20 protein-coding genes and 1 pseudogene are annotated in these 22,900 nt (G+C 67.5%); 8 read left to right on the forward strand and 13 right to left on the reverse strand.

The window, feature by feature from the left end; genetic code table 11:
- Positions 1–81: 81 nt before the first annotated feature.
- Entirely contained in the window at positions 82–516 is a 435-nt protein-coding gene (locus FHP25_RS29880) for a helix-turn-helix domain-containing protein (protein ID WP_147850710.1), read from the reverse strand.
- Between the two features lie 47 nt (positions 517–563).
- Positions 564–1,028 carry a DUF1801 domain-containing protein gene (locus FHP25_RS29885; RefSeq protein WP_147850650.1) on the reverse strand — a complete coding sequence of 155 codons (465 nt, stop codon included), beginning with the start codon at positions 1,026–1,028 and terminating at the stop codon, positions 564–566.
- Between the two features lie 130 nt (positions 1,029–1,158).
- Between FHP25_RS29885 and FHP25_RS29890 the strand changes: the two genes are divergently transcribed.
- Positions 1,159–1,953, forward strand: a complete 795-nt coding sequence (locus tag FHP25_RS29890; RefSeq protein WP_147850651.1) for an enoyl-CoA hydratase/isomerase family protein — start codon at positions 1,159–1,161, stop codon at positions 1,951–1,953.
- A 206-nt stretch (positions 1,954–2,159) separates the two neighbouring features.
- Here the strand turns inward: FHP25_RS29890 and FHP25_RS29895 are convergent, their stop codons facing one another.
- The gene (locus FHP25_RS29895) at positions 2,160–2,840 is read right to left on the reverse strand and encodes a DUF4286 family protein (RefSeq protein ID WP_147850652.1); all 681 of its coding nucleotides are present in this window, start codon (positions 2,838–2,840) and stop codon (positions 2,160–2,162) included.
- A gap of 113 nt (positions 2,841–2,953) precedes the next feature.
- On the opposite strand from FHP25_RS29895, the gene FHP25_RS29900 reads away from it, so the two are divergent.
- Together FHP25_RS29900 and FHP25_RS29905 are read left to right on the forward strand one after the other, a co-directional pair.
- Complete coding sequence (locus FHP25_RS29900) at positions 2,954–3,823, forward strand: TauD/TfdA dioxygenase family protein (protein ID WP_147850653.1); 870 nt, start codon at positions 2,954–2,956, stop codon at positions 3,821–3,823.
- A gap of 122 nt (positions 3,824–3,945) precedes the next feature.
- The gene (locus FHP25_RS29905) at positions 3,946–5,121 is read left to right on the forward strand and encodes a mandelate racemase/muconate lactonizing enzyme family protein (RefSeq protein WP_147850654.1); all 1,176 of its coding nucleotides are present in this window, start codon (positions 3,946–3,948) and stop codon (positions 5,119–5,121) included.
- Positions 5,122–5,444: 323 nt separating this feature from the next.
- On the opposite strand, the gene FHP25_RS29910 is transcribed toward FHP25_RS29905, so the two are convergent.
- The 3 genes from FHP25_RS29910 to FHP25_RS29920 form a co-directional block, all read right to left on the reverse strand.
- A complete protein-coding gene (locus FHP25_RS29910; RefSeq protein ID WP_147850655.1) occupies positions 5,445–6,317 on the reverse strand; it encodes an enoyl-CoA hydratase in 873 nt (290 codons plus the stop codon).
- A 166-nt stretch (positions 6,318–6,483) separates the two neighbouring features.
- A complete protein-coding gene (locus tag FHP25_RS29915; RefSeq protein ID WP_147850656.1) occupies positions 6,484–7,296 on the reverse strand; it encodes an SDR family NAD(P)-dependent oxidoreductase in 813 nt (270 codons plus the stop codon).
- Between the two features lie 124 nt (positions 7,297–7,420).
- Positions 7,421–7,816, reverse strand: coding sequence for a RidA family protein (locus tag FHP25_RS29920; RefSeq protein ID WP_147850657.1), 396 nt, complete (start codon positions 7,814–7,816; stop codon positions 7,421–7,423).
- A gap of 224 nt (positions 7,817–8,040) precedes the next feature.
- On the opposite strand from FHP25_RS29920, the gene FHP25_RS29925 reads away from it, so the two are divergent.
- Entirely contained in the window at positions 8,041–8,688 is a 648-nt protein-coding gene (locus tag FHP25_RS29925; RefSeq protein ID WP_147850658.1) for a glutathione S-transferase family protein, read from the forward strand.
- A 55-nt stretch (positions 8,689–8,743) separates the two neighbouring features.
- On the opposite strand, the gene FHP25_RS29930 is transcribed toward FHP25_RS29925, so the two are convergent.
- Positions 8,744–10,072, reverse strand: a complete 1,329-nt coding sequence (locus FHP25_RS29930; protein ID WP_147850659.1) for a patatin-like phospholipase family protein — start codon at positions 10,070–10,072, stop codon at positions 8,744–8,746.
- A 217-nt stretch (positions 10,073–10,289) separates the two neighbouring features.
- Here FHP25_RS29930 and FHP25_RS29935 point away from each other — a divergent pair, with 217 nt between their 5' ends.
- Positions 10,290–11,963, forward strand: a complete 1,674-nt coding sequence (locus tag FHP25_RS29935; RefSeq protein ID WP_147850660.1) for an N-acyl-D-amino-acid deacylase family protein — start codon at positions 10,290–10,292, stop codon at positions 11,961–11,963.
- A gap of 4 nt (positions 11,964–11,967) precedes the next feature.
- Here FHP25_RS29935 and FHP25_RS29940 read toward each other — a convergent pair whose 3' ends face one another.
- The 6 genes from FHP25_RS29940 to urtA form a co-directional block, all read right to left on the reverse strand.
- On the reverse strand, positions 11,968–13,380 hold the full coding sequence (locus FHP25_RS29940; protein WP_147850661.1) for a pyridoxal phosphate-dependent decarboxylase family protein: 1,413 nt from the start codon (positions 13,378–13,380) through the stop codon (positions 11,968–11,970).
- A 658-nt stretch (positions 13,381–14,038) separates the two neighbouring features.
- Positions 14,039–14,734: an urea ABC transporter ATP-binding subunit UrtE gene (gene urtE, locus FHP25_RS29945; RefSeq protein ID WP_147850662.1), complete on the reverse strand. Its 696-nt coding sequence runs from the start codon at positions 14,732–14,734 to the stop codon at positions 14,039–14,041.
- A 151-nt stretch (positions 14,735–14,885) separates the two neighbouring features.
- Complete coding sequence (gene urtD, locus FHP25_RS29950) at positions 14,886–15,668, reverse strand: urea ABC transporter ATP-binding protein UrtD (protein WP_147850663.1); 783 nt, start codon at positions 15,666–15,668, stop codon at positions 14,886–14,888.
- Positions 15,665–16,798, reverse strand: coding sequence for an urea ABC transporter permease subunit UrtC (gene urtC, locus FHP25_RS29955; RefSeq protein ID WP_147850664.1), 1,134 nt, complete (start codon positions 16,796–16,798; stop codon positions 15,665–15,667). The genes urtD and urtC overlap by 4 nt, the downstream gene beginning before the upstream one ends.
- 159 nt (positions 16,799–16,957) lie before the next feature.
- A complete protein-coding gene (gene urtB / locus FHP25_RS29960; protein ID WP_147850665.1) occupies positions 16,958–18,565 on the reverse strand; it encodes an urea ABC transporter permease subunit UrtB in 1,608 nt (535 codons plus the stop codon).
- A gap of 155 nt (positions 18,566–18,720) precedes the next feature.
- Complete coding sequence (gene urtA / locus FHP25_RS29965) at positions 18,721–20,004, reverse strand: urea ABC transporter substrate-binding protein (RefSeq protein WP_147850666.1); 1,284 nt, start codon at positions 20,002–20,004, stop codon at positions 18,721–18,723.
- A 347-nt stretch (positions 20,005–20,351) separates the two neighbouring features.
- Between urtA and FHP25_RS42030 the strand changes: the two are divergent.
- From FHP25_RS42030 to FHP25_RS29975, 3 genes and pseudogenes are all read left to right on the forward strand, one after another.
- Positions 20,352–20,519, forward strand: a pseudogene (locus tag FHP25_RS42030) (glutathione S-transferase family protein); the annotation flags it as partial.
- Positions 20,520–20,649: 130 nt separating this feature from the next.
- Positions 20,650–21,138 carry a glutathione S-transferase family protein gene (locus FHP25_RS41570; RefSeq protein WP_218578708.1) on the forward strand — a complete coding sequence of 163 codons (489 nt, stop codon included), beginning with the start codon at positions 20,650–20,652 and terminating at the stop codon, positions 21,136–21,138.
- 188 nt (positions 21,139–21,326) lie between these two features.
- Complete coding sequence (locus FHP25_RS29975) at positions 21,327–22,808, forward strand: caspase family protein (protein WP_147850667.1); 1,482 nt, start codon at positions 21,327–21,329, stop codon at positions 22,806–22,808.
- Positions 22,809–22,900 lie beyond the last annotated feature (92 nt).

Here is a 22,900-nt window from a genome sequence, read left to right on the forward strand (position 1 = left end):
ATAAAAGGCACTTGGTCTTCACTACAGCCGCTCGCCGACCGACACCCCTTGAAATGATTCGCGTTTTCACACTTTCCAACCTCAAAATTGCCGTTTCAGCCCTCCAGTTGGGAAAGTTGGGCTAGCGTCCGCCTCCCGCCGCCGCTTCTCCGAAACTGCGATTGTGAGGCCGGGCCGGTGGGCGGCGCTGAGGTAGCAGCCCGGCACCCGCTCGCGCTGGTGGGGCGTCGCCTTCGCGCGCGCCCGCAGCGCCTGCGGGCTTTGGCCGGTGATGTCGTGGAACGTGCGCCCGAACGTTCCCAGGCTGTTCCAGCCGGTCTCGAACGCGATCTCGGTGATGGGCAGGTCGGTGTCGCGCAGCAGCGCCGTGGCCCGCTCGATCCGGCGCGTGAGCAGGTAGCGATGCGGCGGAATGCCGAAGGCCTCCTTGAATGACCGCGCGAAATGCGCCTGGGAGACGCCGCTCACGCGCGCCAGCCGTGGGACGGGCCACGCTTCGTGCGAGGCGCCGTCCATCCGGTCCTTGGCGCGCAGCAGGCGGCGCAGCAGGTCGGGGTCCTGGCTCACAAGCGCTCTCCGGGCAACCGGCTGGCCTGTTTCACCCAGTCGGTGAATTGCGCCTCGTCGAGCGCGTCGTCCTCGTGGATGTCGAGGTAGCGCACGTCCTTGTGCTTCGACGTGCCGGGCGGAACGGGAGAGAGCGACGCGCCGCGGAAGAAGGCGACCTTCACGTACTTCGTGAAGCAGTGGAAGCTGATGAACCAGCGTTCCTCCTCGATGCCATAGAGTGGCGTGTTGTACTTGACCGCCTTGCCCACGCCGGGAACGGCGCGCGTGATGAGCGCATCGAGGCGCCGCCCGACGCCGCTCTTCCAGTCCGGCATGGCCGCGATATAGGCCTGCACGGGCGCGTCGCCATAGGCCTTCGCGATCTGGGGGTTGCCGCCCGAGAGCAGGGCCGGCTTCGCATCCACCGGGGCCTTGCTCCTGGTTGCGGCAGCGGCCTTCCTGGGCGTCTTGCCCGCCATAGTGCTCGCTCCGTCACATGTTGCGTTTCAGGGTGCCGTCCGCGCCGGCAGCAAGGTTAGCATGCAGCCGGCGCGTAAGGGCGGCGAGAAGCCGGTGCTATGGTCACAGCAAGAACATCCGGAGACGACGATGCAATTCCATGACTACGAGACGCTGCGCTTCGAGTACCGCGGCCGCGTGCTGCGCGTCACCATCGCCGGCAAGAGCCGCATGAACGGTGTCGATGCCCGCATGCACGAGGAGCTGGCGCGCGTCTTTGCGGACCTGCAGCGCGACCCCGACAGCGACATCATCGTGCTGACCGGCGCCGGCCCGGCCTTCTGCGCCGGCGGCGACATGGCGTGGTTCCAGCAGATGATCGACGATCCCACCAAGTTCCGCGGCATCGCGCCTGAAGCCAAGCGCATCATCATGGGCTTGCTGGAGCTGGAGAAGCCCATCGTCTGCCGGCTCAACGGCGCGGCGGCCGGGCTGGGCGCGTCGCTGGCGCTGCTGTGCGACGTCATCGTCGCCGACGAGACGGCGCAGATCGGCGACCCGCATGTCAAGGTGGGGCTGGTGGCCGGCGACGGCGGCGCGGTGATGTGGCCGCAGCTCATCGGCTTCGCCCGCGCCAAGGAGATGCTGCTGACCGGCGACATGATGCGGGCCCGGGAAGCCGTCGCCATGGGGCTGATCAACCACGCGGTGCCGGCCGACCAGCTCGACGCCAAGGTCGACGAGATCGTCGGCAAGATCCAGGGCAACCCGCGCTGGGCGGTGCGCTGGACCAAGACGGCGGTGAACGTGACCCTGCGCGACATCGCCAACAAGGTCAACGACGCGGCCATCGCCTACGAGATGCTGAGCAACATGATGAGGGATCGCCAGGAGGCGGTCTCCGCCTTCGTCGAGAAGCGCAAGCCGAACTACACGGGGGAGTGAGATTTCCTCCTCTTCCCGCGGGAGCGCTATAGCGTGCGACCCCTCCCCCAACGCAGTTGGGGGAGGTGGCCGAAGGCCGGAGGGGGAGCCGACGTGATCTCAGTTACATAGACCACGTCGGCTCCCCTCCGCCCCTTCGGGGCACCTCCCCACTGCGTGGGGAGGAAAGCTCTGTCCACGCCGTAGCGCTCGCGCGGGCAGAGGTGTTACCGCTCATTCCCGAACAGCAGCGTGTAGGTCCCGACGATCGGCGCGCCGGTGACGCCGAACGGCGCCAGGGCGCGGCGGGAGAGCGTGGCGCGTGACGCCGCCGCCGTGGCGGCGGCGGCGCCCTCGAGCACCACGGCCCATTCGATCGTGCTGGCCTGCGGGTAGTCGACGCCCTGGGCGCGGGCCGGCGCATTGGCGACATCCAGCTCATTCGATGCAGCGAACCCGCCCACCATCCCGGGCCGCTCGATTGCCGCCGGCAGCGCCACCCGCCGCAGCCAGGTGGCCAGCCGCCCCGCCATCGCCGGGTCGGGCACGAAGCGAACGCAGGTGACCGCGCCGCCGACGCCATGCGCCAGGTCGGCGCGGATGCGCAACGTCAGCCGATGGAACCTGGTGAAGCGCGCCATGACGCGCTGGGTCCACGGCGTCTGGTTGGCCAGCAGCTTCAGGTAGCGCCGCGTCGCGAGATCGCCCACCGTGTCGCATTCATAGGTGGCCATGTAGCGCGGATCGGCCTGGCCGTCGGCCGCCACGTAGCGGCGGGCACGCCGGAAGCCCGGCAGGTTGACCCGCTCGTCAATATGCTCGCGGTTGTACCATTCGTTGAAGTCGCGCTCGTCGCGCGGCTTCACGTCGGTGAAGGTGATCAGCATGCCCTTGCCCCGCAGCGCCATAGCATCCTCCCTCTGCGCAGGAAGCAACGTTAGCATGCAGCCGGCGCGTGAAGGCATCGCCCGGCGCATGCTAGGGTGGCGCCAGCGAAGATCTGTCGAAGGGAGAGGCGCCCATGCCCGATACGGCCATGGTCCAGGCGGATCGCATCCGCATCGTCCCCACAGGCGGCGCGCTGGGCGCCCGCATCGAGGGCTTCGACCGCACGCAGCCGTGTGATCCATCGCTGCGCGCCGCGCTCAACCAGGCCTTCCTCGACCACCAGCTCCTGGTCCTGCCTGGCGCGCCGATGACGGCGGCGCAGATGCGCGACATGTCGGCCATCTTCGGCGAGGTCGTGCCGCAGCTGCTGCGCTACAAGCGCGTCGGCGAGCTGCCGGAAGTGTCGCGCATGGACAGCACGCTGAAGCCCGACGGCGGCACCGACAAGACCGCGATCCGCGCCGAGCGCTGGCACACCGACGACTCCTACATGCAGATCCCGGCCAAGGGGACGGTGCTGCATGCGCACCAGATCCCCGGCAGCGGCGGCATGACGTGGTTCTGCAACATGCACGCGGTCTACGATGCCCTGCCCGAAGCGCTCAAGCGGCGCATCGACGGCCGCCAGGCGGTGCACGCCTATGACACGCCACGGGCGCTCAACCGGCCATCGCCGCGCACGCCGCAGGAGATCGCGGAGACACCCGATGTCGTGCATCCCCTGGTGCGCACCCACCCCGAGACCGGACGCAAGGCGCTGTACCTGAACTTCAACCGGCTCGATCGCATCCTCGACATGCCGCGCCCCGAAAGCGACGCGCTGCTGGATGAGCTGCAGGGCATCGCCGAGACGCCGCGCTTCCACCACGGGCATCGCTGGACGGTGGGCGATGCCATCGTCTGGGACAATCGCTGCCTGATGCACCGGGTCGACGTCGACTACCCGCAGGGCGAGCCGCGCATCATGCTGCGCACCCTGCTGCGCGGCGACCGGCCGGTGTGAAAACGACCGCTTCATGGTGAGCCTGTCGAACCATGAAGCGGGTCCACACCCGCGGTTCGTGCGAGGCCTTCATGGTTCGACAGGGCTCACCATGAAGGCGACCAAGACCTGGGAGCCAATCCATGAAGATCGCGCGCATCGAGAACCTGCATTGCGACGCCGGCTGGCGTGTCTTCTCGTTCCTCAAGATCACGACCGATGACGGGCTCGTCGGCTGGTCGGAGTACAACGAGAGCTACGGCAGCCACGGCCTGACCGGCATCATCCGCAAGCTGGGCGAGCGGCTGATCGGCCAGGATCCGCGGCCGGTCGAGCGCATCAGCGCCACGCTCTACGCCATCACGCGCCAGGCGCCGGGCGGCATGAACAGCCAGGCGATCGCGGCCATCGAGAACGCGCTGCTGGACGTCAAGGCCAAGGCCCTGGGCGTGCCGGTCTGCGCGCTGTTCGGCGGCCCGGTGCGCGACCGGCTGCAGCTCTACTGGTCGCATTGCGGCAGCTATCGCCTGAACCAGGCGGAAAAGATGGGCGTCGAGCCCGTGCGCTCGCTCGACGACCTGGTGAAGTTGGGACGGCATGTGCGCGAGCGCGGCTTTGCGGCGCTGAAGACCAACATCTTCCGCTTCGACGCCAATCCGCCCTACATGCACCAGCCCGGCTTCACGCGCGGCCCGGGCTTCCCCGAGCTGAACACCGATGCCCGCCTGCTGGCGGCGATCCGCGACGAGCTGGCAGCGTTCCGCCAGGGCGCCGGCCCCGACATGGGCATCCTGCTCGACCTGAACTTCAATTTCAAAACCGAGGGCTATGTGAAGGTCGCGCGCGCTGTCGAGCCCTACGACCTCTTCTGGCTGGAGATCGACAGCTACGATCCCGAAGGGCTGGCTTATATCCGCAGCCGCGCCGGCATGCCCATCGCCTCCTGCGAATCGCTGTTCGGGCGGCGGCAGTTCTGGCCCTTCTTCGAGAACCGGTCGATGGACGTGGCGATCGTCGACGTGCCGTGGAACGGGCTCACCGAGTCGGTCAAGATCGCCGCCATGGCCGACCCCTACGAGATCAACTGCGCGCCGCACAATTTCTACGGCCATCTCTCGACCTTGATGAGCGCGCATTTCTGCGCCGCGATCCCCAATTTCCGCATCATGGAGATCGACATCGACGACGTGCCGTGGAAGGACGATCTCGTCACCCATCCACCGGTGATCGAGGACGGCCACCTGCTGGTGCCGACCCGCCCCGGCTGGGGCGCCGACGTCAACGAAGACGCAATCCGCGCACATCCGGTGAAATCATAACCTCTCCCGCAAGCGGGCTGCGGCATTCACACATCTTCACTGTCATCCCGAGCGCCAGCGAGGGATCTCCCGCGAATGGCGCACCGTGCGTCTTTCGCGGGGGATCCCTCGCTGGCGCTCGGGATGACAGTCCTATTTTTCGGGACGCAAGCTTCCTGAGACTGGATGTGTGAATCCTGTAGCGCAAGCGGGAGAGGTCGACGGGCGCGGAAGCGCCTGGCGGGTGAGGGCCTGCACACTCGGCGCCTCGTCCTTGGCCCCTCACCTTCCCATCGTGCTGCGCACGATGGGCCCCTTCCTCTCCCGCGCAGCGGGAGAGGAGCTTATTCCGCGGCGGCCTTCTTGGCGGCGTTGGCCTTGGTCTGCATCGGGCCCATCAGGCCGGTGGGATCGACCAGCGTGCCGTGCACCAGGGCGTTGTGGGCGTGCGCCAGGTGATGCAAGGCGAACGCTGTCTGCATCGCCTGCCGGCGGCCCTGCGCGTCCTGCGCCGTGTTGACCGCCTCCTTCACCAGCTTGAGCGCGAACAGCGGCTTCTTGGCGATGCGCTCGGCCATCGCCAGGGTGAACGCGTCGAGCTCCGGCCGCGGCACGACATGGTTCACCATGCCCAGCCGATGCGCATCCTTGGCGTCGAGCCAGTCGGCCGTGAACAGGAACTCCTTGGCCTTGCGCACGCCCAGCTCCCAGGGGTGCATGAAGAACTCGGCGCCGCCCACGCCCATGGCTACGGTCTGGTCGAGGAACTGCGCATCCTCCGACGCGATCACGATGTCGCACGGCCACATCAGCATCAGCCCGCCGGCGATCACCTTGCCCTGCACCGCAGCGATGGTGGGCTTGGGGATGTTGCGCCAGCGCTCGCAGAAGCCGATGTAGATCTCCTTCTCGCGCGCGAACTGCGCCTCGGCGCCGGGCTTGCCGAAGCCGCTCCAGGTCTCGACGGTGCGATGCTTGCGCATGTTGCCATGCCCGTCCGACTCGCGCAGGTCGTGGCCCGACGAGAAGTGCGGACCGTTGGCGGCGACGATGATCACCTTGATCTCGTCGTCCTGCGCCGCGCGGTCGAGCGCGTCGTTGAAAGCATACAGGAACGCCGTGTCTTGCGCGTTGCGGGTGTCGGGCCGGTTCAGCACCAGCCGCGCCACGTGCGGCGCCGGCGTTTCGTAGAGAATGGGCGAGTCGGTGGCAGTCATCGTGGGCTTCCTCTTGAGTTGGATCATACCTTCCTCCCCACGAATGTGGGGAGGTGCCCCAAAGGGGCGGAGGGGAGCCGACGTGGTCTCGAAAACCAGGTACCACGTCGGCTCCCCATCCGGCCTTCGGCCACCTTCCCCGCAAGCGGGGAAGGCATGAAGATGTTCACCGCGGCGACGGCGATTCGGCGCGGCCCGCCGTGGCGCCGGCGTCGACCGGCAGGATGACGCCGGTGAGCCAGCGGGCATCGTCGCTGGCCAGGTAGAGCGCGGCATGGCCGACATCCCAGCCCTCGCCTTCGACCTGCAGCAGCGAGCGCAGCTTGCGCGCCTCGCGCAGCGCCGGCGTCATGCCGCGGGAATAGACCATGGGCGTGTAGACCATGCCCGGCGCGATGCAGTTGACGCGGATGCCTTCGCGGCCGTGATGCGAGGCCATGGCCCGGGTCATCTGCACGACGGCACCCTTGGAGGTCGGGTACAGCAGGTGCGGATGCCCGCCCTGCAGTCCGGCCACCGACGCGATATTGATGATCGACCCGCCGCCTGTCTTGCGCATCTCGGGGATGGCGTATTTCGCCATCAGCACCATCGAGGTGACATTGACCCGCATCGCCTGCTCCCAGGCGGCGATGTCGACATCGACCGCGGTGCCCGGCGGGCCGCCGATGCCGACATTGTTCAGGAGGATGTCGAGGCGTCCCCAGGCTTCCATCGTCGCTGCCACCGCCGCCGCGCAGGCGGCCTGATCCGTGACATCGGCCAGGCGCGCCATGCATGTGCCGCCCTCGATGGTGATCATCTCGGCCGTGCGGTCGACCCATTCCTTGACCGTATCCAGCAGCATCACCTTGGCGCCGGCACGGGCCATCAGGATCGCCGCAGCGCGGCCATTGCCGATGCCGTCGGCGCGCGATCCCGCACCAGTGACGATCGCCACCCTGCCGGCCAGGCGGCTGTCCTTCACGACCTCGTTCATGTCTGCCTCGATGATTGCAATGGCGATGGTGCATCACGCCCGGGCGGGGCGTCACGCCGGGGATGCCCTGACGTATCACTATGCGGGTCATTATCCGGCGGCGGCCTGCCGGCGGCGCCCGCCATCAGCTGGAGGAGCCGATCATGGCGATGGCCTCGATCTCGACCAGGGTGTCGGGCGTCGCCAGCGCCCGGATCTCGACCAGGGTGCTGGCCGGGAAATCGCCGCTGAAGACCTCGCTGCGCGCCTTCCAGACCTTGGTGTTGTTGCGGATATCGACCAGGAAGATCGTGACCTTCACGACATCGTTGATCTGGCCGCCGGCCGCCTCGACGAGATCCTGAATCTTGCCGAAGATGATCTTCGACTGCTCGTACTCGTCGGCACCCTCGATCTTCTCGCCGACACGCGCGGTCATGCCGGACACGAACACCATGTCGCCGACACGCAGGCAGTTGGACCAGCGCTGCGGCGGTGGTTCCGCGACCTCCGGGCTGATGATTCGCGTCCGCTTGGCCATGGCATTGCCCTCCACGCGCCGGCGTGTTGAAGCTGCCGGCGCTTTGTGCACAGGTGACAGCTTATCGCCGGGCAGCGTGTGTCGAAAGGCGGCGCTATGGTGGCCGGGAGCGCGCCACTCCAGTGGCGCACCGGCCCGGCGGGCCGGCTCCTTCCCAGCCAACGATCAGGCGCTGCGCGCCTGTGCGCCACTGGAGTGGCGCGCTCCCGGCAAGGAGGCGGCCGATGATCAAGATCTGGGGACGGCGCAGCTCGTTCAACGTGCAGAAGGTGCTGTGGCTGGCAGGCGAGCTGGGGCTGGCCCATGAGCACATCCCGGCTGGCGGCAGCTTCGGACGGCTGGACGAACCGTCGTTCCGCGCCTTGAACCTGCATGGACGGGTGCCGGTGCTCCAGGACGGCGATCTCGCCGTCTGGGAGTCGCAGGCGATCCTGCGCTACCTCGCGGCCCGCTACGGGCAGGATCGCTTCTGGTCCGACGACCCGGCGGCGCGCGCGCCGATCGACGGCTGGATGGACTGGTCGCAGACGGCCCTGCAGCCCGACTTCCTCAACGGCGTGTTCTGGGGCTACTACCGCACGCCCGAAGCGCAGCGCGACTGGCCCGCCATCCGCAAGAGCATCGGCCGCTGCAGCCGGCATTTCCGCCTGCTCGATTCAGTGCTCGCGACCCGCCCGTTCCTTGGCGGCGACCGGCTGTCGCTGGCCGACATCCCCGCCGGCACCGCGCTCTACCGCTATTTCGAGCTCGACATCGAACGCCCCGACGTTCCCAACGTCGTGGCCTGGTATCGCCGGCTGCAGGAACGGCCCGCCTTCCGCGCGCACGTCATGGTGCCGTTCGACGAGCTGCGCGGACGGCTCGACTACTGAGACGGCGTGCGGGCAGGCCGCCTGCGCTCGCCGTTCCTGGCAAAGCATCGAGACCTCAGGAGCGTGGAGATCTCACCATCCGGGACTCCCGCAGCTGGATCTTCCACGGGATGAGATCACGCTGGCCTACCGCGTAGCCTTGGCGATCAAGGCAGTCCTGGAAGGTCGGGTCGAACAGGGCGTCGTCGCCCTCGGGCACAGCGCACAGGCCACTGCGGAGATCGGCATCCCGGCTTTTCGGATAGGCAACGAGCGCCGACGCGTCGACGAAGCGGGCGCGATTGGCGCGGGACTGGCCCACCTGCAGCAGCAACAGCTCGACGCTGTCGCGCAGAAGCTGGTCGGTGACCACCTCTTGGGTGCGCCCGGCCATCGCCAGCAGGTCCAGCCGCTTCTTGCCGACACAGTCGCGCATCACCCTCATGTCGCCGCTGACGACGATGGCCAGGTCGATCGGCCGATGGGCCGCGGACAGGCTGTAGCGCTCCAGTCCCGATGTCCGCGGTTCGCGTGGCTGGCCCTGCACGGCCGCCATGACCTCGCGCGCGATGAAGGCATGGCGCCGGGCGCCGCCGTCCACGTACATGTTCCCGTCGATGAACACCGGCGGAAAGGCGATCGGGATTGCCGCCGATGCCATCATGACGTCGATGATCCGACGCCGCCGCTCCTCCAGGGTTTTGGTCGCGTCGGATGCCATCTCCGTGATGTCGAAAACCTCCGGCACGCCGCTGTCGAGATTCACGACCAGCAGGGCCAGCATGCGGTTCTTCTCGTTTTCCCGGGCGATGCGCAGCACCATCCCGGTATCGAGAAGGCTCTCGACCCGGCGACGCAGTGGCGCGGTGTCGTACAACGACGTGCTCGCCAGCGCCGTGAGCAGCGACCGCTTGGTGAAGACCTGGTCGTTGGTCAGGGTGCGGTAGGTGCCGCGCAGCCGTTCGATGTCGCCCTGGTCGTTCAGGAAGATGATCGGCGCGATCATCGACCCGGTGCTGACGCCCGTCACGATGTCGAAGCGGGGACGCGGGTCCGGGCCGGCGTTGTGGCCCCAGCCGTCCAGAAAGCCGATCGAGAAGGCGCCCCAGGCGCCGCCGGCCGAGACGGAGAGAACTTCCAGCGGCTTGGCTGTCGGCACGGCATAGCGGCGACTGACCTTGTCGCGGAAGCCGCGGTTCTCGGGCCGCACGAGCAGGTCGGCATCACCCTGGCGCACGGCCCGCAGGGGCGTCGCCGACTGCAGGATATCCGGCCAGGGATACGGCGCCCGGCCTTCCGTGGCGATCGAGCGGCAGACGTCGCCCTGCTGCTCTGCCGGCCGTGGCCCGCCGCAGCCGGCGAGGAGCGCTGTCGAAACCAGCGCAGCCATGGTTCGTGTGATCATGAATCCCCTCCCCTTTTTGGAGCATTGGACTTGAGACACGCTCTACGCTGGGTGCAGAAAAATCCGCAGCTGGTCGCGATACAGTGGCGCGCTGCCAGACCGGCAGAGGGCCGTCGCGTCCTGCAAGGATAGATCGAATGCCATGTCCGGTCTGCGGATATCGCATGGGCGGGGCGGTCGGGCGGTAGTACGTTGACCCGCTTCCCGGGAGGAGCCGATGAGCTACGATCTCGTGATCAAGAACGGCACCGTGGTCGACGGCACGGGCGCGAAGCGCTACCAGGCGGATGTCGCGATTGCGGCCGGCAAGGTTGCTGAAATCGGCAAGGTGACGGAAGGCGCGAAACGCACCATCGATGCCCACGGGCTGGTCGTGGCGCCGGGCTTCGTCGATCCGCACACCCACTACGACGCGCAGATCTGCTGGGACGGCGCGGTCACTCCTTCGTCGTGGCACGGGGTGACCAGCGTGGTGATGGGCAATTGCGGCGTCGGCATCGCGCCCTGCAGGCCCGAGACGCGCGAGATCGCCATGCGCGATCTGGTCAATGTCGAGGGCATCCCGTTCGACGTGCTACACCAGGGCATCACCTGGGACTGGGAAACGTTCCCGCAGTTCATGGACTCGGCCGCGCGACGCGCGCCGTCGCTGAACCTCGCCTTCATCGCGCCGTTGACACCCTTCCGCCACTACGTCATGGGCGAAGCGTCGCTGGAGCGGGCCGCCACCCCCGAGGAGACGGCGAAGATCGCCGCCCTGATCGGTGAGGCCATCGACGCCGGCGCGCTGGGCTTCTCGAGCACGACGCTCAACCAGCATATCGGCTTCCAGGGCAAGCCGCTGGCCTGCCGCAATGCCAGCCACGAGGAGCTGAAGGCCTATGCCAATGCGCTGAAGACGCGGGGCAAAGGCGCGATCGAGATCGCGCTCACCCGCCAGGTCGGCGTGCTGGAGGAGGACCAGTGCGAGCTGCTGGATTTCCTGCTCACCGAGAGCGGCCGGCCGGTGACCTTCATCGCCCTGTTCGATCGTGACGACATCCCCGAGGCCGTGCGCGACACGTTGCGCCGCGCCGCGCCCATGATCGCCAAGGGCGCGCGTCCGCAGACCTCGCCGCTGCCGTTGACCCGCGAAATCAACATGGACAATCCCTTCTCCTTCGCCGCCTTTCCATCGTGGAAACGGGTGTTCGCGGATAGCTCGAAGGAAGCGCAGAAGGCCGTCTATGCCGATCCGGCCTTTCGCAACCAGTTCCGCGAGGACCTCAAGAAGCCAATGGGCTTCAGCAACTGGAGCCGCATCGTGGTGCATACCGTCCGCAATCCGGCGCTGAAGCATCTGGAGGACAAGTCGATCGCCCAGATAGCGGCCGGCCAGGGCACGGTCGGCGGCGATGCCTTCCTCGACACGGTGCTGGCCGACAACCTCGAGCTCGAGCTGACCATGGCCTCTTGGAACACGCGTGAGGATCGCATGCGCGAGCTGCTGAACAATCGCGCCATCCTGATGGCGCTGGGCGACGGCGGCGCGCATGTCGACATGTTGTGCGATGCCGGCTATCCGACCTACCTGCTCGGCACCTGGGTGCGCGAAAAGGAAGCCATCACCCTGGAAGAAGGCGTGCGGAAGCTGACGTCGGATCCCGCCGACCTGTTCGGCCTGAAGGACCGGGGACGGCTCGCCAAGGAGGCGCCGGCCGACGTGGCGATCTTCGATCCCGCCCGCGTCGGCTCGACCAACCATGGCGAGCGCCGCTACGATCTTCCCGGTGGCGCCAAGCGCATCGTGATGCCATCGCAGGGCGTCGAATACACGCTCGTCAATGGCGCCATCACCTGGGAGCAGGGACGACTCACCGAGGCCAAGGCGGGCACGGTGCTGCGGGGATAGGTCTTCAGGACAACCGACCGGCGATCGCGCGGATGACGTCGAAGGCGAGGTCGATGTCGGCCTCGCTGGTGGTCATCGCGCCGACCTGGAAGCGGATGGCGACGCGGCCGTCCACCCGGGTCTGGGTCAGGTAGAGACGTCCGTCGTCGTTGATCGCCGCGACCAGCGCGAGGTTGTGGGCATCGAGATCGCGCCCGTCGCCGGGGTCATGGCGGAAGGAGAACAGCGACAGCACCGGCTCCGTGACCAGTGCAAACCCCGCCGTCGCCGCGAGCCGCCGCGCCAGGGCCTGCGACCAGCGCACGTGGTCGCGGATCATGGCGCGCAGGCCCTCAAGTCCGTGCGCGCGCAGCAGGAACCACAGCTTCAGCGCACGGAAGCGCCGGCCCAGCGGAATCGACCATTCGCTGTAGTTGACGATGCCCTCGCGGCCGTAGGTGCGCAGGAACTCGGGCTCGACCGCCAAGGTGCGCACCAGCGCGGCAGGATCGCGCACGAAATGCGCCGAGCAGTCGAACTGCGCGCCCAGCCACTTGTGCGGATTGAGCACCAGGCTGTCGGCCTGCTCGATGCCCTGCCACATCGCACGGAACTCGGGGCAGATCATGGCGGCGCCGGCCCAGGCGGCATCGACATGGAGGTAGAGGCCATAGCGCTGGGCGATGGCCGACGTGGCCGCCACATCGTCGGCCGCCCCGACGCTCGTGCCGCCCACGCAGGCCACGATGCCCGCCGGCAGCAGGCCCGCGGCACGGTCGGCGGCGATGGCGGATTCCAGCGCCTCGGTATCCATGGCGCGTGACGGGCCCCTGGTCGGAATCCGCACCAGGTTGTCCTGGCCGATGCCGGCGATCCACACCGCCTTGTCGATCGAGGAATGCACCTCGTGCGAGGCGTAGATCCGCACCCGGGCATGCGCGGCAAGGCCCTGCCTGTTGCCGGCGAACCCCAGCGCCCGCTCGCGCATGGTGAGGATGGCGGCCAGCGTTGCCGACGACGCCGAATCCTGGATGACGCCGTGGAAGCCCTCGGGCAGGCCGATCGCGTCGCGCAGCCACTGCAGCACCACCGTTTCCATCTCGGTGGCGGCCGGTGAGGTCTGCCACAGCATGCATTGAGCGGCCATCGCCGAGACCAGGATCTCGGCGATCACCGAAACAGGGGCGGCGTTGGCGGGGAAGTAGGCGAAGAAGCGCGGGTGCTGCCAATGCGTCATGCCGGGGAGCACGACACGCTCGAAGTCGGCGAAGATGTCGGCCATCGGTTCGGCCGTCTCGGGCGCGCGCGGCGGCAGCTGCGCGGCAACGGCACCGGGCTTCGTCTGGGCCCGCACCGGCCGTTCGGCCAGGGTGGCGCGGTAGTCGGCAGCCCACTCGGCGGCACGCACCACCCAGTCGCGGAACGCTTGGTTGTCCATGTTGCACATCTCCTTCGAACGCGCGTGGCCGCTGCGAACGGCTGTCCAGCGCCCGGGAGGAGACTACGCACTCAGGCTGTTGCGCGCATCCGTGCCTCGGTCAGCGGCTGCGGTTTGCATCGCGTCCAAAAGCCCATGACGTCGCGGACTCCAACTCCGCTCGAGAAGGCGGGCTTCCGAGATAACTCGGCCTTACCATCAAGTGCTTGCACACCTGCTCAGACATCAGCGACTTGGCGGGCCCGGACAGCACAACCTCGCCGCGAGCCATGACGCTGATGCGGTCGGCCGGCAACTGCGAGATACAGACAAGATGTCGCGGATTCCGCTCCGCCACACTGTGCACAATCAGGAGGTTGCATGTTAATGTAGTTCTATCTTGGTTAGTCGACTGCTTTAGCGGCCCCGATTGGGCTTGGATGATGTCCTCAAATCTGGGGCTTGCCTGGATAGTACTCTCGATCCAATCTGGTTGGTTCGTTGGCCCGGTATCCTTGTTCGTTGCAATCAAAGGCTACGGGCTGAATTGGGTTGGTCGCTTGATTGTGGGGGCGATTTCATTTTTCAGTCTCGCCCCCATTGTGTGGATGGTGGTGCGGCTCTTGGTTTGGCGGTATCTTCACATTTAGCAGTGCTGGCCTCATTGCCTGCTTCCGCCCTACACCATCAAGTGCTTGCGCACCTGCTCGGACGTCAGCGATTTGGCGGGCCCGGACAGCACGACCTCGCCGCGGTCCATGACGCTGATGTGATCGGCCAGCGCCTGGGCGAAGTCGAGATACTGCTCGACCAGCAGGATGGCCATGTCGCCACGATCGGCCAGCATGCGGATCACGCGCTCGATATCCTTGATGATCGAGGGCTGGATGCCCTCGGTGGGCTCGTCGAGCACCAGCAGCTTGGGCCGCGTCACCAGCGCTCTGGCGATCGCCAGCTGCTGCTGCTGGCCGCCCGAGAGATCGCCGCCGCGGCGATGCAGCATGTCCTGCAGCACCGGGAAGAGCGTGAAGATCTCGTCCGGGATGTGGCGCAGCGGCTTGGCCAGCGGCGCGAAGCCGGTCTGCAGGTTCTCCAGCACGGTCAGCCGCGGGAAGATCTCGCGCCCCTGCGGCACCAGCGCCAGGCCGCGGCGGGCGCGCTCGTGCGGCTTCAGCCCGGCGATGTCCTGGTCCTGCCAGACGATCCTGCCGCCACGGATCGCCTGCAGGCCGAAGATGGCCCGCAGCAGCGAGGTCTTGCCCACGCCGTTGCGCCCCAGCACGCAGCTGACCTTGCCCACTTCCGCCTCGACGCTGACTGCGCGCAAGGCATGTGAGGCGCCGTAAAACAGGTTGATCTTCTCGACACGCAGCATGGTTGGTCCTCAACCTCCCCCAACGCAGTTGGGGGAGGTGGCCGAAGGCCGGAGGGGGAGCCGACGTGGTATTGGTAACTGGGACCACGTCGGCTCCCCTCCGCCCCTTCGGGGCACCTCCCCAGCAAAGCTGGGGAGGAAATACTTCTGCTCAACGCCCCAGATACACGTCGACGACGCGCTGGTTCTTCTGCACGTGATCGAGCGAGCCTTCGGCCAGCACCGAGCCCTCGTGCAGCACGGTGACGCGCACGCCCAGCTCGCGCACGAACTGCATGTCATGCTCGACCACCACCAGCGTATGGCTGCCGGCCAGCTCCTTGAACAGCTTCGCCGTCTGCTCGGTCTCGATGTCGGTCATGCCGGCGACGGGCTCGTCGAGCAGCAGCAATTGCGGCTCGGCCAGCAGCAGCATGCCGATCTCCAGCCATTGCTTCTGGCCGTGGCTGAGCGCGCCGGCCGACCGCGCCTTGTGGCCGCCCAGCCCGATCAGCGCCAGCATCTCGTCGATCTTGCGCAACGCCGTGCCGTCGAGCCGGGCCATCAAGGTGGCGAAGGTGCCGCGGCTGGTCTTCAGCGCCAGCTCGAGATTCTCGAACACCGTGAGGTTCTCGAACACGGTCGGCTTCTGGAACTTGCGCCCGATGCCGAGATTGGCCACGGCAGCCTCGTCGAGCCGGGTCAGGTCGATGCGATCGCCGAACTGCACGCGCCCGGTGTCGGGCCGGGTCTTGCCGGTGATCACGTCCATCATCGTGGTCTTACCGGCGCCGTTGGGCCCGATGACGGTGCGCATCTCGCCCTTGCCGATGGCCAGCGACAGCGCATTCAACGCCTTGAAGCCATCGAAGCTGACGGTGACGTCCTCCAGGTAGAGCAGCGTGTCGCCCATCGCCGTGTCGGCGATCGGATCGGCCAGGGCGATGGCGTTCATGTCGCCTCCACGGGCTTGGCAGCCACGGCTGTCGCGCGCGACGCGGCACGGCGCGTCTGCCAGTCGCGCATCACGCCCAGCACGCCGCGCGGCAGCAGCAGGGTGACGACGATGAACAGGGCGCCGAGGAAGAACAGCCACACCTCGGGCGCGGCGCCGGTCAGCCAGGTCTTGGCGGCGTTGACGATGAAGGCGCCGAGGATCGCGCCCACCAGCGTGCCGCGGCCGCCGACCGCGACCCAGATCGCGATCTCGATCGAGTTGGCGGGCGAGAACTCGCCGGGATTGATGATGCCCACCTGCGGCACGTAGAGCGCGCCGGCAATGCCCGAGATCATCGCCGCCACCACGAACACGAACAGCTTGGCGCCGGTGGGCGAGTAGCCCAGGAAGCGCACGCGGCTCTCGGCGTCGCGCAGCGCCCGGCAGACACGGCCCAGCTTGGAGCCCACGATCCAGCGGCAGAGCAGGAACGACAGGCCCAGCCCGACCGCCGAGGCGATCAGCAGGCCGACACGGGTCGTGGGCGACTGCACCTGGAGGCCTAGAAGATCCTTGAAGTCGGTGAGGCCGTTGTTGCCGCCGAAGCCCATGTTGTTGCGGAAGAAGGCCAGCATCAGCGCGAACGTCATCGCCTGCGTGATGATCGAGAGATAGACGCCGGTCACGCGCGAGCGGAAGGCAAGCCAGCCCAGCACGAAGGCCAGCGCCGCCGGCACCAGCACCACCATGAGCGCGGCGAACCAGAACATGTCGAAGCCCTGCCAGTACCAGGGCAGCTCCTTCCAGTTCAGGAACACCATGAAATCGGGCAGCACCGGATTCTTGTAGACGCCGCGATCGCCGATCTGGCGCATCAGATACATGCCCATGCAGTAGCCGCCCAGGGCGAAGAAGGCACCTTGGCCCAGGCTGAGGATGCCGGCGTAGCCCCAGATCAGGTCCATCGCCAGCGCCAGCATGGCGTAGCAGCAATACTTGCCGATCAGCGGCACCAGATAGTCCGGCAGGTAGAGCCAGCCGCCGGGCGCCGCCAGCCGGTTGGCCGCCGGCAGCAGCACGATCAGCACGAAGCCTGCGGCCAGGAACACCAGCCAGCCGCGCGGCGTCAGCAGGCTGTGGCGTGTCATTGTTTCCTCCCTTCCCCACGAAGTGGGGAAGGTGCCCGAAGGGCGGATGGGGAGCCCACGTGGTCTTTATTACTGAGACCGCGGACGCTCCCCTCCGCCCCTTCGGGGCACCTCCCCAACTTCGTTGGGGAGGAAAATGCAAGCCACACTCCCGTCATGTCATTGCTCCACGAAGCGGCCCTTGAGCGCGAACAGGCCGCGCGGGCGCCACTGGATGAAGAGGATGATGAACACGAGCACCGCCACCTTGCCCAGCACGGCGCCGGCGAACGGCTCGAGGATCTTGTTGATCAGGCCTAGCGACAGCGACGCCACCAGCGTGCCGACCAGGTTGCCGACGCCGCCGAACACCACCACGAGGAAGCTGTCGACGATGTAGATCTGGCCGAGATTGGGGCTGACGTTGCCGATCTGGCTCAGGGCCACGCCGGCCATGCCGGCAAGCCCCGATCCCAGGCCGAAGGTCAGCGCATCGACGCGGGCCGTGGGGATGCCCATCGCCGCCGCCATGTCGCGGTTCTGCGTCACGGCGCGCATGTGCAGGCCGAAGCTGGTGCGGCGCAGGACGAGCGCGATGATGCCCAGCATCAGGAAGCAGAAGATGATGATGTAGAGCCGGTTCCAGGCGACGAAGAAGCCGCCCATCAGGTCGAACCCGCCGGTCATCCACTCGGGATTGGCGACTTCCTTGTTCTGCGCGTCGAAGATGGAGCGCACCGCCTGCTGCAGCACCAGGCTGATGCCCCAGGTCGCCAGCATGGTCTCCAGCGGCCGGCCGTAGAGGTAGCGGATCACGCCGCGCTCCAGCAGCACGCCCACGGCGCCGGAGACGAGGAAGGCGATAGGCAGCGAGAGCACGAGATAGTAGCCGACCAGGTCGGCGGGCAGCAGGGCGCGGCAGACGAGCTGCACGCTGTAGGCGGTGTAGGCGCCCAGCATGATCATCTCGCCATGCGCCATGTTGATGACGCCCATCACGCCGAACGTGATGGCGAGCCCGACCGCGGCCAGCAGCAGCACCGAGCCCAGGCTGATGCCCTGGAACACGTTCTCGAGAATGCCGACCATCGCCAGCCGGCGCTCGATCGACGTCAGCGCCGCTTGCGCCGCCTGCCGCACCTCCGACGGAGCGTCCCTGGTGTCGAGCACCGCCGCCAGCAGATTGCGCACTTGCGGATCGGCCGTGCCCGCCAGCGACTCGATGGCCTTCACCCGGTCGGCGACCTCGCCGGCGGTCACCTGTGCTGCCGCCAGGCTGAAGCGGATGGCCGCCAGCACCTCCGGGGCCTTCTCGCTCCTGAGCGCGCGGTCCAGCGCCGCCGCGGTCTGCGGCGTCGGGTTGGCGAAAGCCTGCTTGGCCGCCGCCAGTCGGGTGGCGCGATCGGCGCTGAACAGCGACAGCTTGGAGAGCGAGGCCGAGATCACGCCCCGCAGGCGGTTGTTCACGCGCACCTTGTCGACATCGGCGGCCGGCAGCTCGCCCAGCCCCTTGCCGCTGGCGGCATCGAAATAGCGGCTGCCGTCCTGGATCAGGGCGGCACCGTCTGATTTACGGACATAGAGCGCGCCGTCGGACAGCGCCTTGAGCGCCGGCACGGCCCGGCCGTCGCCCAGGTCGCCGAGCTTTTCGGCCGCCTCCAGCTTGTCGCCGAAATCGTCGGCCGCCAGCTTGCGCACCCAGTCCTCGAATGTCTGGGCGTAGGCGGGCACTGCGACGGCGGACAGCAGCAGCAGCAATGCCGCCGCTATAGCCTTCAGACGCGACATGACGGCTCCGACTTCTTCCTCCCCCAGCTTCGCTGGGGGAGGTGGCCGAAGGCCGGAGGGGGACACGACGAGATCTTGGCAATTGAGACCACGTCGGCTCCCCTCCGCCCCTTCGGGGCACCTCCGCAGCTTCGCTGGGGAGGAATGACCAACACCTACTGTGAGTACTTCGGCTTCTCGCAGTTGCCGCAGACCCAGGGATAGGTCCAGTCGGCGGTGAGCTTGGCGCTCTCGGGGATGTACTTCGACCAGGCATCGGCCTTCACCGGGCCCTTGGTCTGCCAGACGATCTCGAACTGGCCGTTGCCCTGGATCTCGCCGATCAGCACCGGCTTGCTGAGGTGGTGGTTGGTGTTCATCACCGCCTCGAAGCCCGACGGCGCCGCCACGCGCTGGCCGTAGAGCGCCTGGCGCACGGCGTCGATGTTGGTGGTGCCGGCCTGCTGCACCGCCTGCGTCCACATCTTGAAGCCGATATAGGTGGCTTCCATCGGGTCGTTGGTGACGCGCTTGTCGTTCTTGATGAACGTCTTCCACTGCTTGATGAAGGCATCGTTGACTGGCGCCTTCACCGACTGGAAGTAGTTCCAGGCCGCCAGATGGCCGACCAGGTTCCTGGTGTCGATGCCGGCGAGCTCCTCCTCGCCCACCGAGAACGCCACGACCGGGATGTCGGACGCCTTGATGCCGGCGTTGGCCAGCTCCTTGTAGAATGGCACGTTGGCGTCGCCGTTGATGGTCGAGACCACGGCCGTCTTCTTGCCGGCCGACGCGAACTTCTTGATGTCGGCCACGATGGTCTGCCAGTCGGCGTGACCGAACGGCGTGTAGTTGATCATGATGTCTTCCTTGGCGACGCCCTTGGCGAGCAGGAAGGCCTCCAGGATCTTGTTGGTCGTGCGCGGGTAGACGTAGTCGGTGCCGGCCAGCACCCAGCGCTTCACCTCACCGCCTTCCTTGGACATCAGGTATTCGACGGCCGGGATCGCCTGCTGGTTGGGCGCCGCGCCGGTGTAGAAGATGTTGCGCGAGCTTTCCTCGCCCTCGTACTGCACCGGGTAGAACAGCAGCCCGTTCAGCTCCTCGAACACCGGCAGCACCGACTTGCGGCTGACCGACGTCCAGCAGCCGAAGACCACGTCGACCTTCTCCTTCTGGATCAATTCGCGCGCCTTCTCGGCGAACAGCGGCCAGTTCGACGCCGGGTCAACCACCACAGCCTCGACCTTGCGGCCCAGCAGCCCGCCCTTCTTGTTGATGTCGTCGACCATCATCAGGACCGTGTCCTTGAGCGTGGTCTCCGAGATCGCCATCGTGCCCGACAGCGAGTGCAGCACGCCGACCTTGATCGGCGGTTGCTGAGCCGTTGCGCCCAGCGCCCATCCCGCGACGGCCGCCACGACGGCCGAGGCTGATGCCCACGTCTTCCAGCTTCCCATGCGATGCCCCCTTCTCGGCGCCGGCGCCGGCCCGCCCTGAGCCGCACGTCCCCTATGCGCAGCCGAAGGAAAGCAAGAGGCGGGCCAAGCGTGGTCAAAGAGCGCGCAGCCCCCCAGAAGGCGTCGGGGATGACAAAATGGGCACGATCGCCGCGATCCCGCCCACAAGCGCGCCGCACCGGGTCAAGCGCCTAAATCTTGGGCGATCGACTGGTCATCGGCCGACCATTGTCCGTGCCACAAAATGGAACTGCCTCGAAGTTGGGCATAGGCCAGCTGGCCGTGGCGCGCCGGATCCCGAGGGCCATAATGGAGGCTGGCGCGCCATCTACAGACCAGAGGGAAACATGCTCACGCTCTACGAACACCCGCTCTCGCCCTATGTCCAGAAGGTGAAGATCGCGCTGCGCGAGAAAGGCATCCCCTTTCAGGCCGTGACGCCCAACGCGATCGGTTCCGGCGCCGCGGCGGGTGCGTTCGTCGAGGCCAACCCGCGGGCCGAGGTTCCGGCCCTGGTCGACGGCCAGACGCGCATCTTCGATTCGACCGTGATCCTGGAATACATTGAGGACTCATGGCCGTCGCCGGCGATGCTGCCCGCGAGCCCCGCCGAGCGGGCCCCGGGTCCGCATGATCGAGGACGTGATGGATACCCAGTTCGAGGCCATCAACTGGGGCCTGAGCGAGATCCACCGCTTCAAGCGCGCCGAGGGCGCGCTGGCGGACGCCCTTCTCGCCCGGGCCGCGGCGCAGACGGCCGGCTTCCTGGCCTGGCTCGAGCGCGCCCTGGGCGATCGCCCCTGGTTCAACGGCGAGGCGTTCGGCTGGGGCGACCTGTCGGTCGTGCCCTATCTCAACGGTGCCGTCGGCTTCGGCAACGCGCCGGCGCGCGGCTCGCCGCTGTCGGACTGGCTCGAGCGCGCCAACGCGCGCCCGTCGGTGGCCGAGACGGCGCGCGAGGCCAAGGCGTCGCTGGCCAGCTTGGCTCAGGTCGCCCAGGTCATCGAGTCGGGCAGGTTCAAGCGCGAGTACCGCGATCACCGCCTGGAATGGATGATCAAGTCGGGCGGCGTCGAGGTGGTGCTGAAGGGCCTGGAGAAGAGCAACATCCGCTTCAGCACCGATTTCAAGTGACCCGAGGCAGGCCGATAGCCTTGCGGATGGAATAGACCGCTGCGGAAAGGGTCTATTTGCTGTAAAATGCGGTTTTGCGCGTTGGTCTGGCTGTCCGCCGGTCGAACAAAACAAGATCGCGTTCTTTTTTGTGTTGACGAGTGCTCACTCACTTTCTAAAAGTGAACCGCCCGTCACAGGAGGCTGTCATGTTTCGCATCGTCGCGCTGGTCGCGGCCCTGCTCGGCTCATTCATCGCTTCGGCTGCCCATGCCGACCGCCGCGTCGCGCTGGTGATCGGCAACGGCGCCTACAAGCAGGCGGCGGCGCTGGCCAATCCCGCCAACGACGCGCGTGCCATCGCTGCGGCGCTGGAGCGGCTCGGCTTCGAGGTCGTCTCGGGGTTCGACCTCAGCAACGCCGACATGCGCAAGACGGTGCGGGCCTTCGCCGACAAGCTGGTCGGCGCCGACGTGGCGATGTTCTTCTACGCCGGCCACGGCCTGCAGGTGAGCGGCGAGAACTACCTGATCCCGGTCGATGCCGCGATCCGCTCCGAGGCCGACCTCGACTTCAACGCCGTCAAGATCGACCTGATCTCGCGCCAGATGGACCGCGAGACCAAGGTCAAGATCATCATGCTCGACGCCTGCCGCGACAATCCGTTCGAGAAGGAGCTGTCGCGCAGCCTGGGCAAGACGCGCTCGACCATCGTGAAGCAGGGCCTGGCCGAGGTCGGCACCGCCGGCGGCACCATCATTGCCTTTGCCACCGACCCCGGCTCGGTGGCGCTGGACGGCGACGGCCAGCACAGCCCCTTCACCACGGCGCTGCTCAAGCACATCGAGGCGCCGGGCATCGAGATCGGCCTGATGCTGCGCCGCGTCACCAAGGACGTCTACGAAAGCACCGGCGAGCGCCAGCGCCCCTGGACCAACGCCTCGCTGACCGGCGAGCTGTACCTCAAGCAGGGCGAGGCCGCCGGCACGCCGCAGAGCCCGGCCGCCACCGCGACGGCCCCGGCCGCGCCGCCGGCCGCCACCGGCTTCGACGACCGCCAGATGGAGCTGGCGATGTGGCAGGCGGCCGACAAGAGCGGCCAAGCCTCCGACTACCAGGAGTACCTCAAGCGCTACCCCAACGGCCAGTTCGCGGGCCTGGCGCGCAACCGGCTCGAGGCGCTGAAGAACAAGCCGGCGGGCACGCCGACCAACACCGCCGCCGCCGACCCCGGCCGCTCGGTCGACCAGAGCCAGAACCGCTCCGCCGAGGAGGCCGCCGAGCTGCAGATCGGCCTGACGGCCAGCGACCGCAACGCCATCCAGCGCCGGCTGACGCTGATCGGCTTCGACACGCGCGGCATCGACGGCGCCTTCGGCCCGGGCACACGCAACGCCATCTCGCGCTGGCAGACGTCGCGCAACTTCATGCCGGCGTCAGGTTTCCTCAACGCCCAGCAGTACCAGGCGCTGATCACCCAGAGCGAGACGGTCTACACCAACTGGGTGGTGCAGCAGCAGAAGCTGCGCCAGCAGCAGCAGGCGGCGCCGCAGCCGCAGGCGCCGCAACCGACGGCCACGGCCGCGCCGCCGCCGCAGCCACAGCCGCCGCAGCAGCAGGGCCCGTCGGCACGCGACGTGCTGCAGGGCGTCGGCACGATCACCGACACGATCCGCATCTTCCGCCGCTAGCCGGCGCAGGCCGAAACAAGACGGCGCGGCCGGGCAGGCCGCGCCGTCTTTGTTTTTGCGGCCCCGGTTCATCCCGGCAATGGTCACAATTT

Origin of the sequence: Vineibacter terrae, from assembly GCF_008039615.1 — a bacterium.
In the GTDB taxonomy this organism is placed as follows: Bacteria; Pseudomonadota; Alphaproteobacteria; order Reyranellales; family Reyranellaceae; genus Vineibacter; species Vineibacter terrae.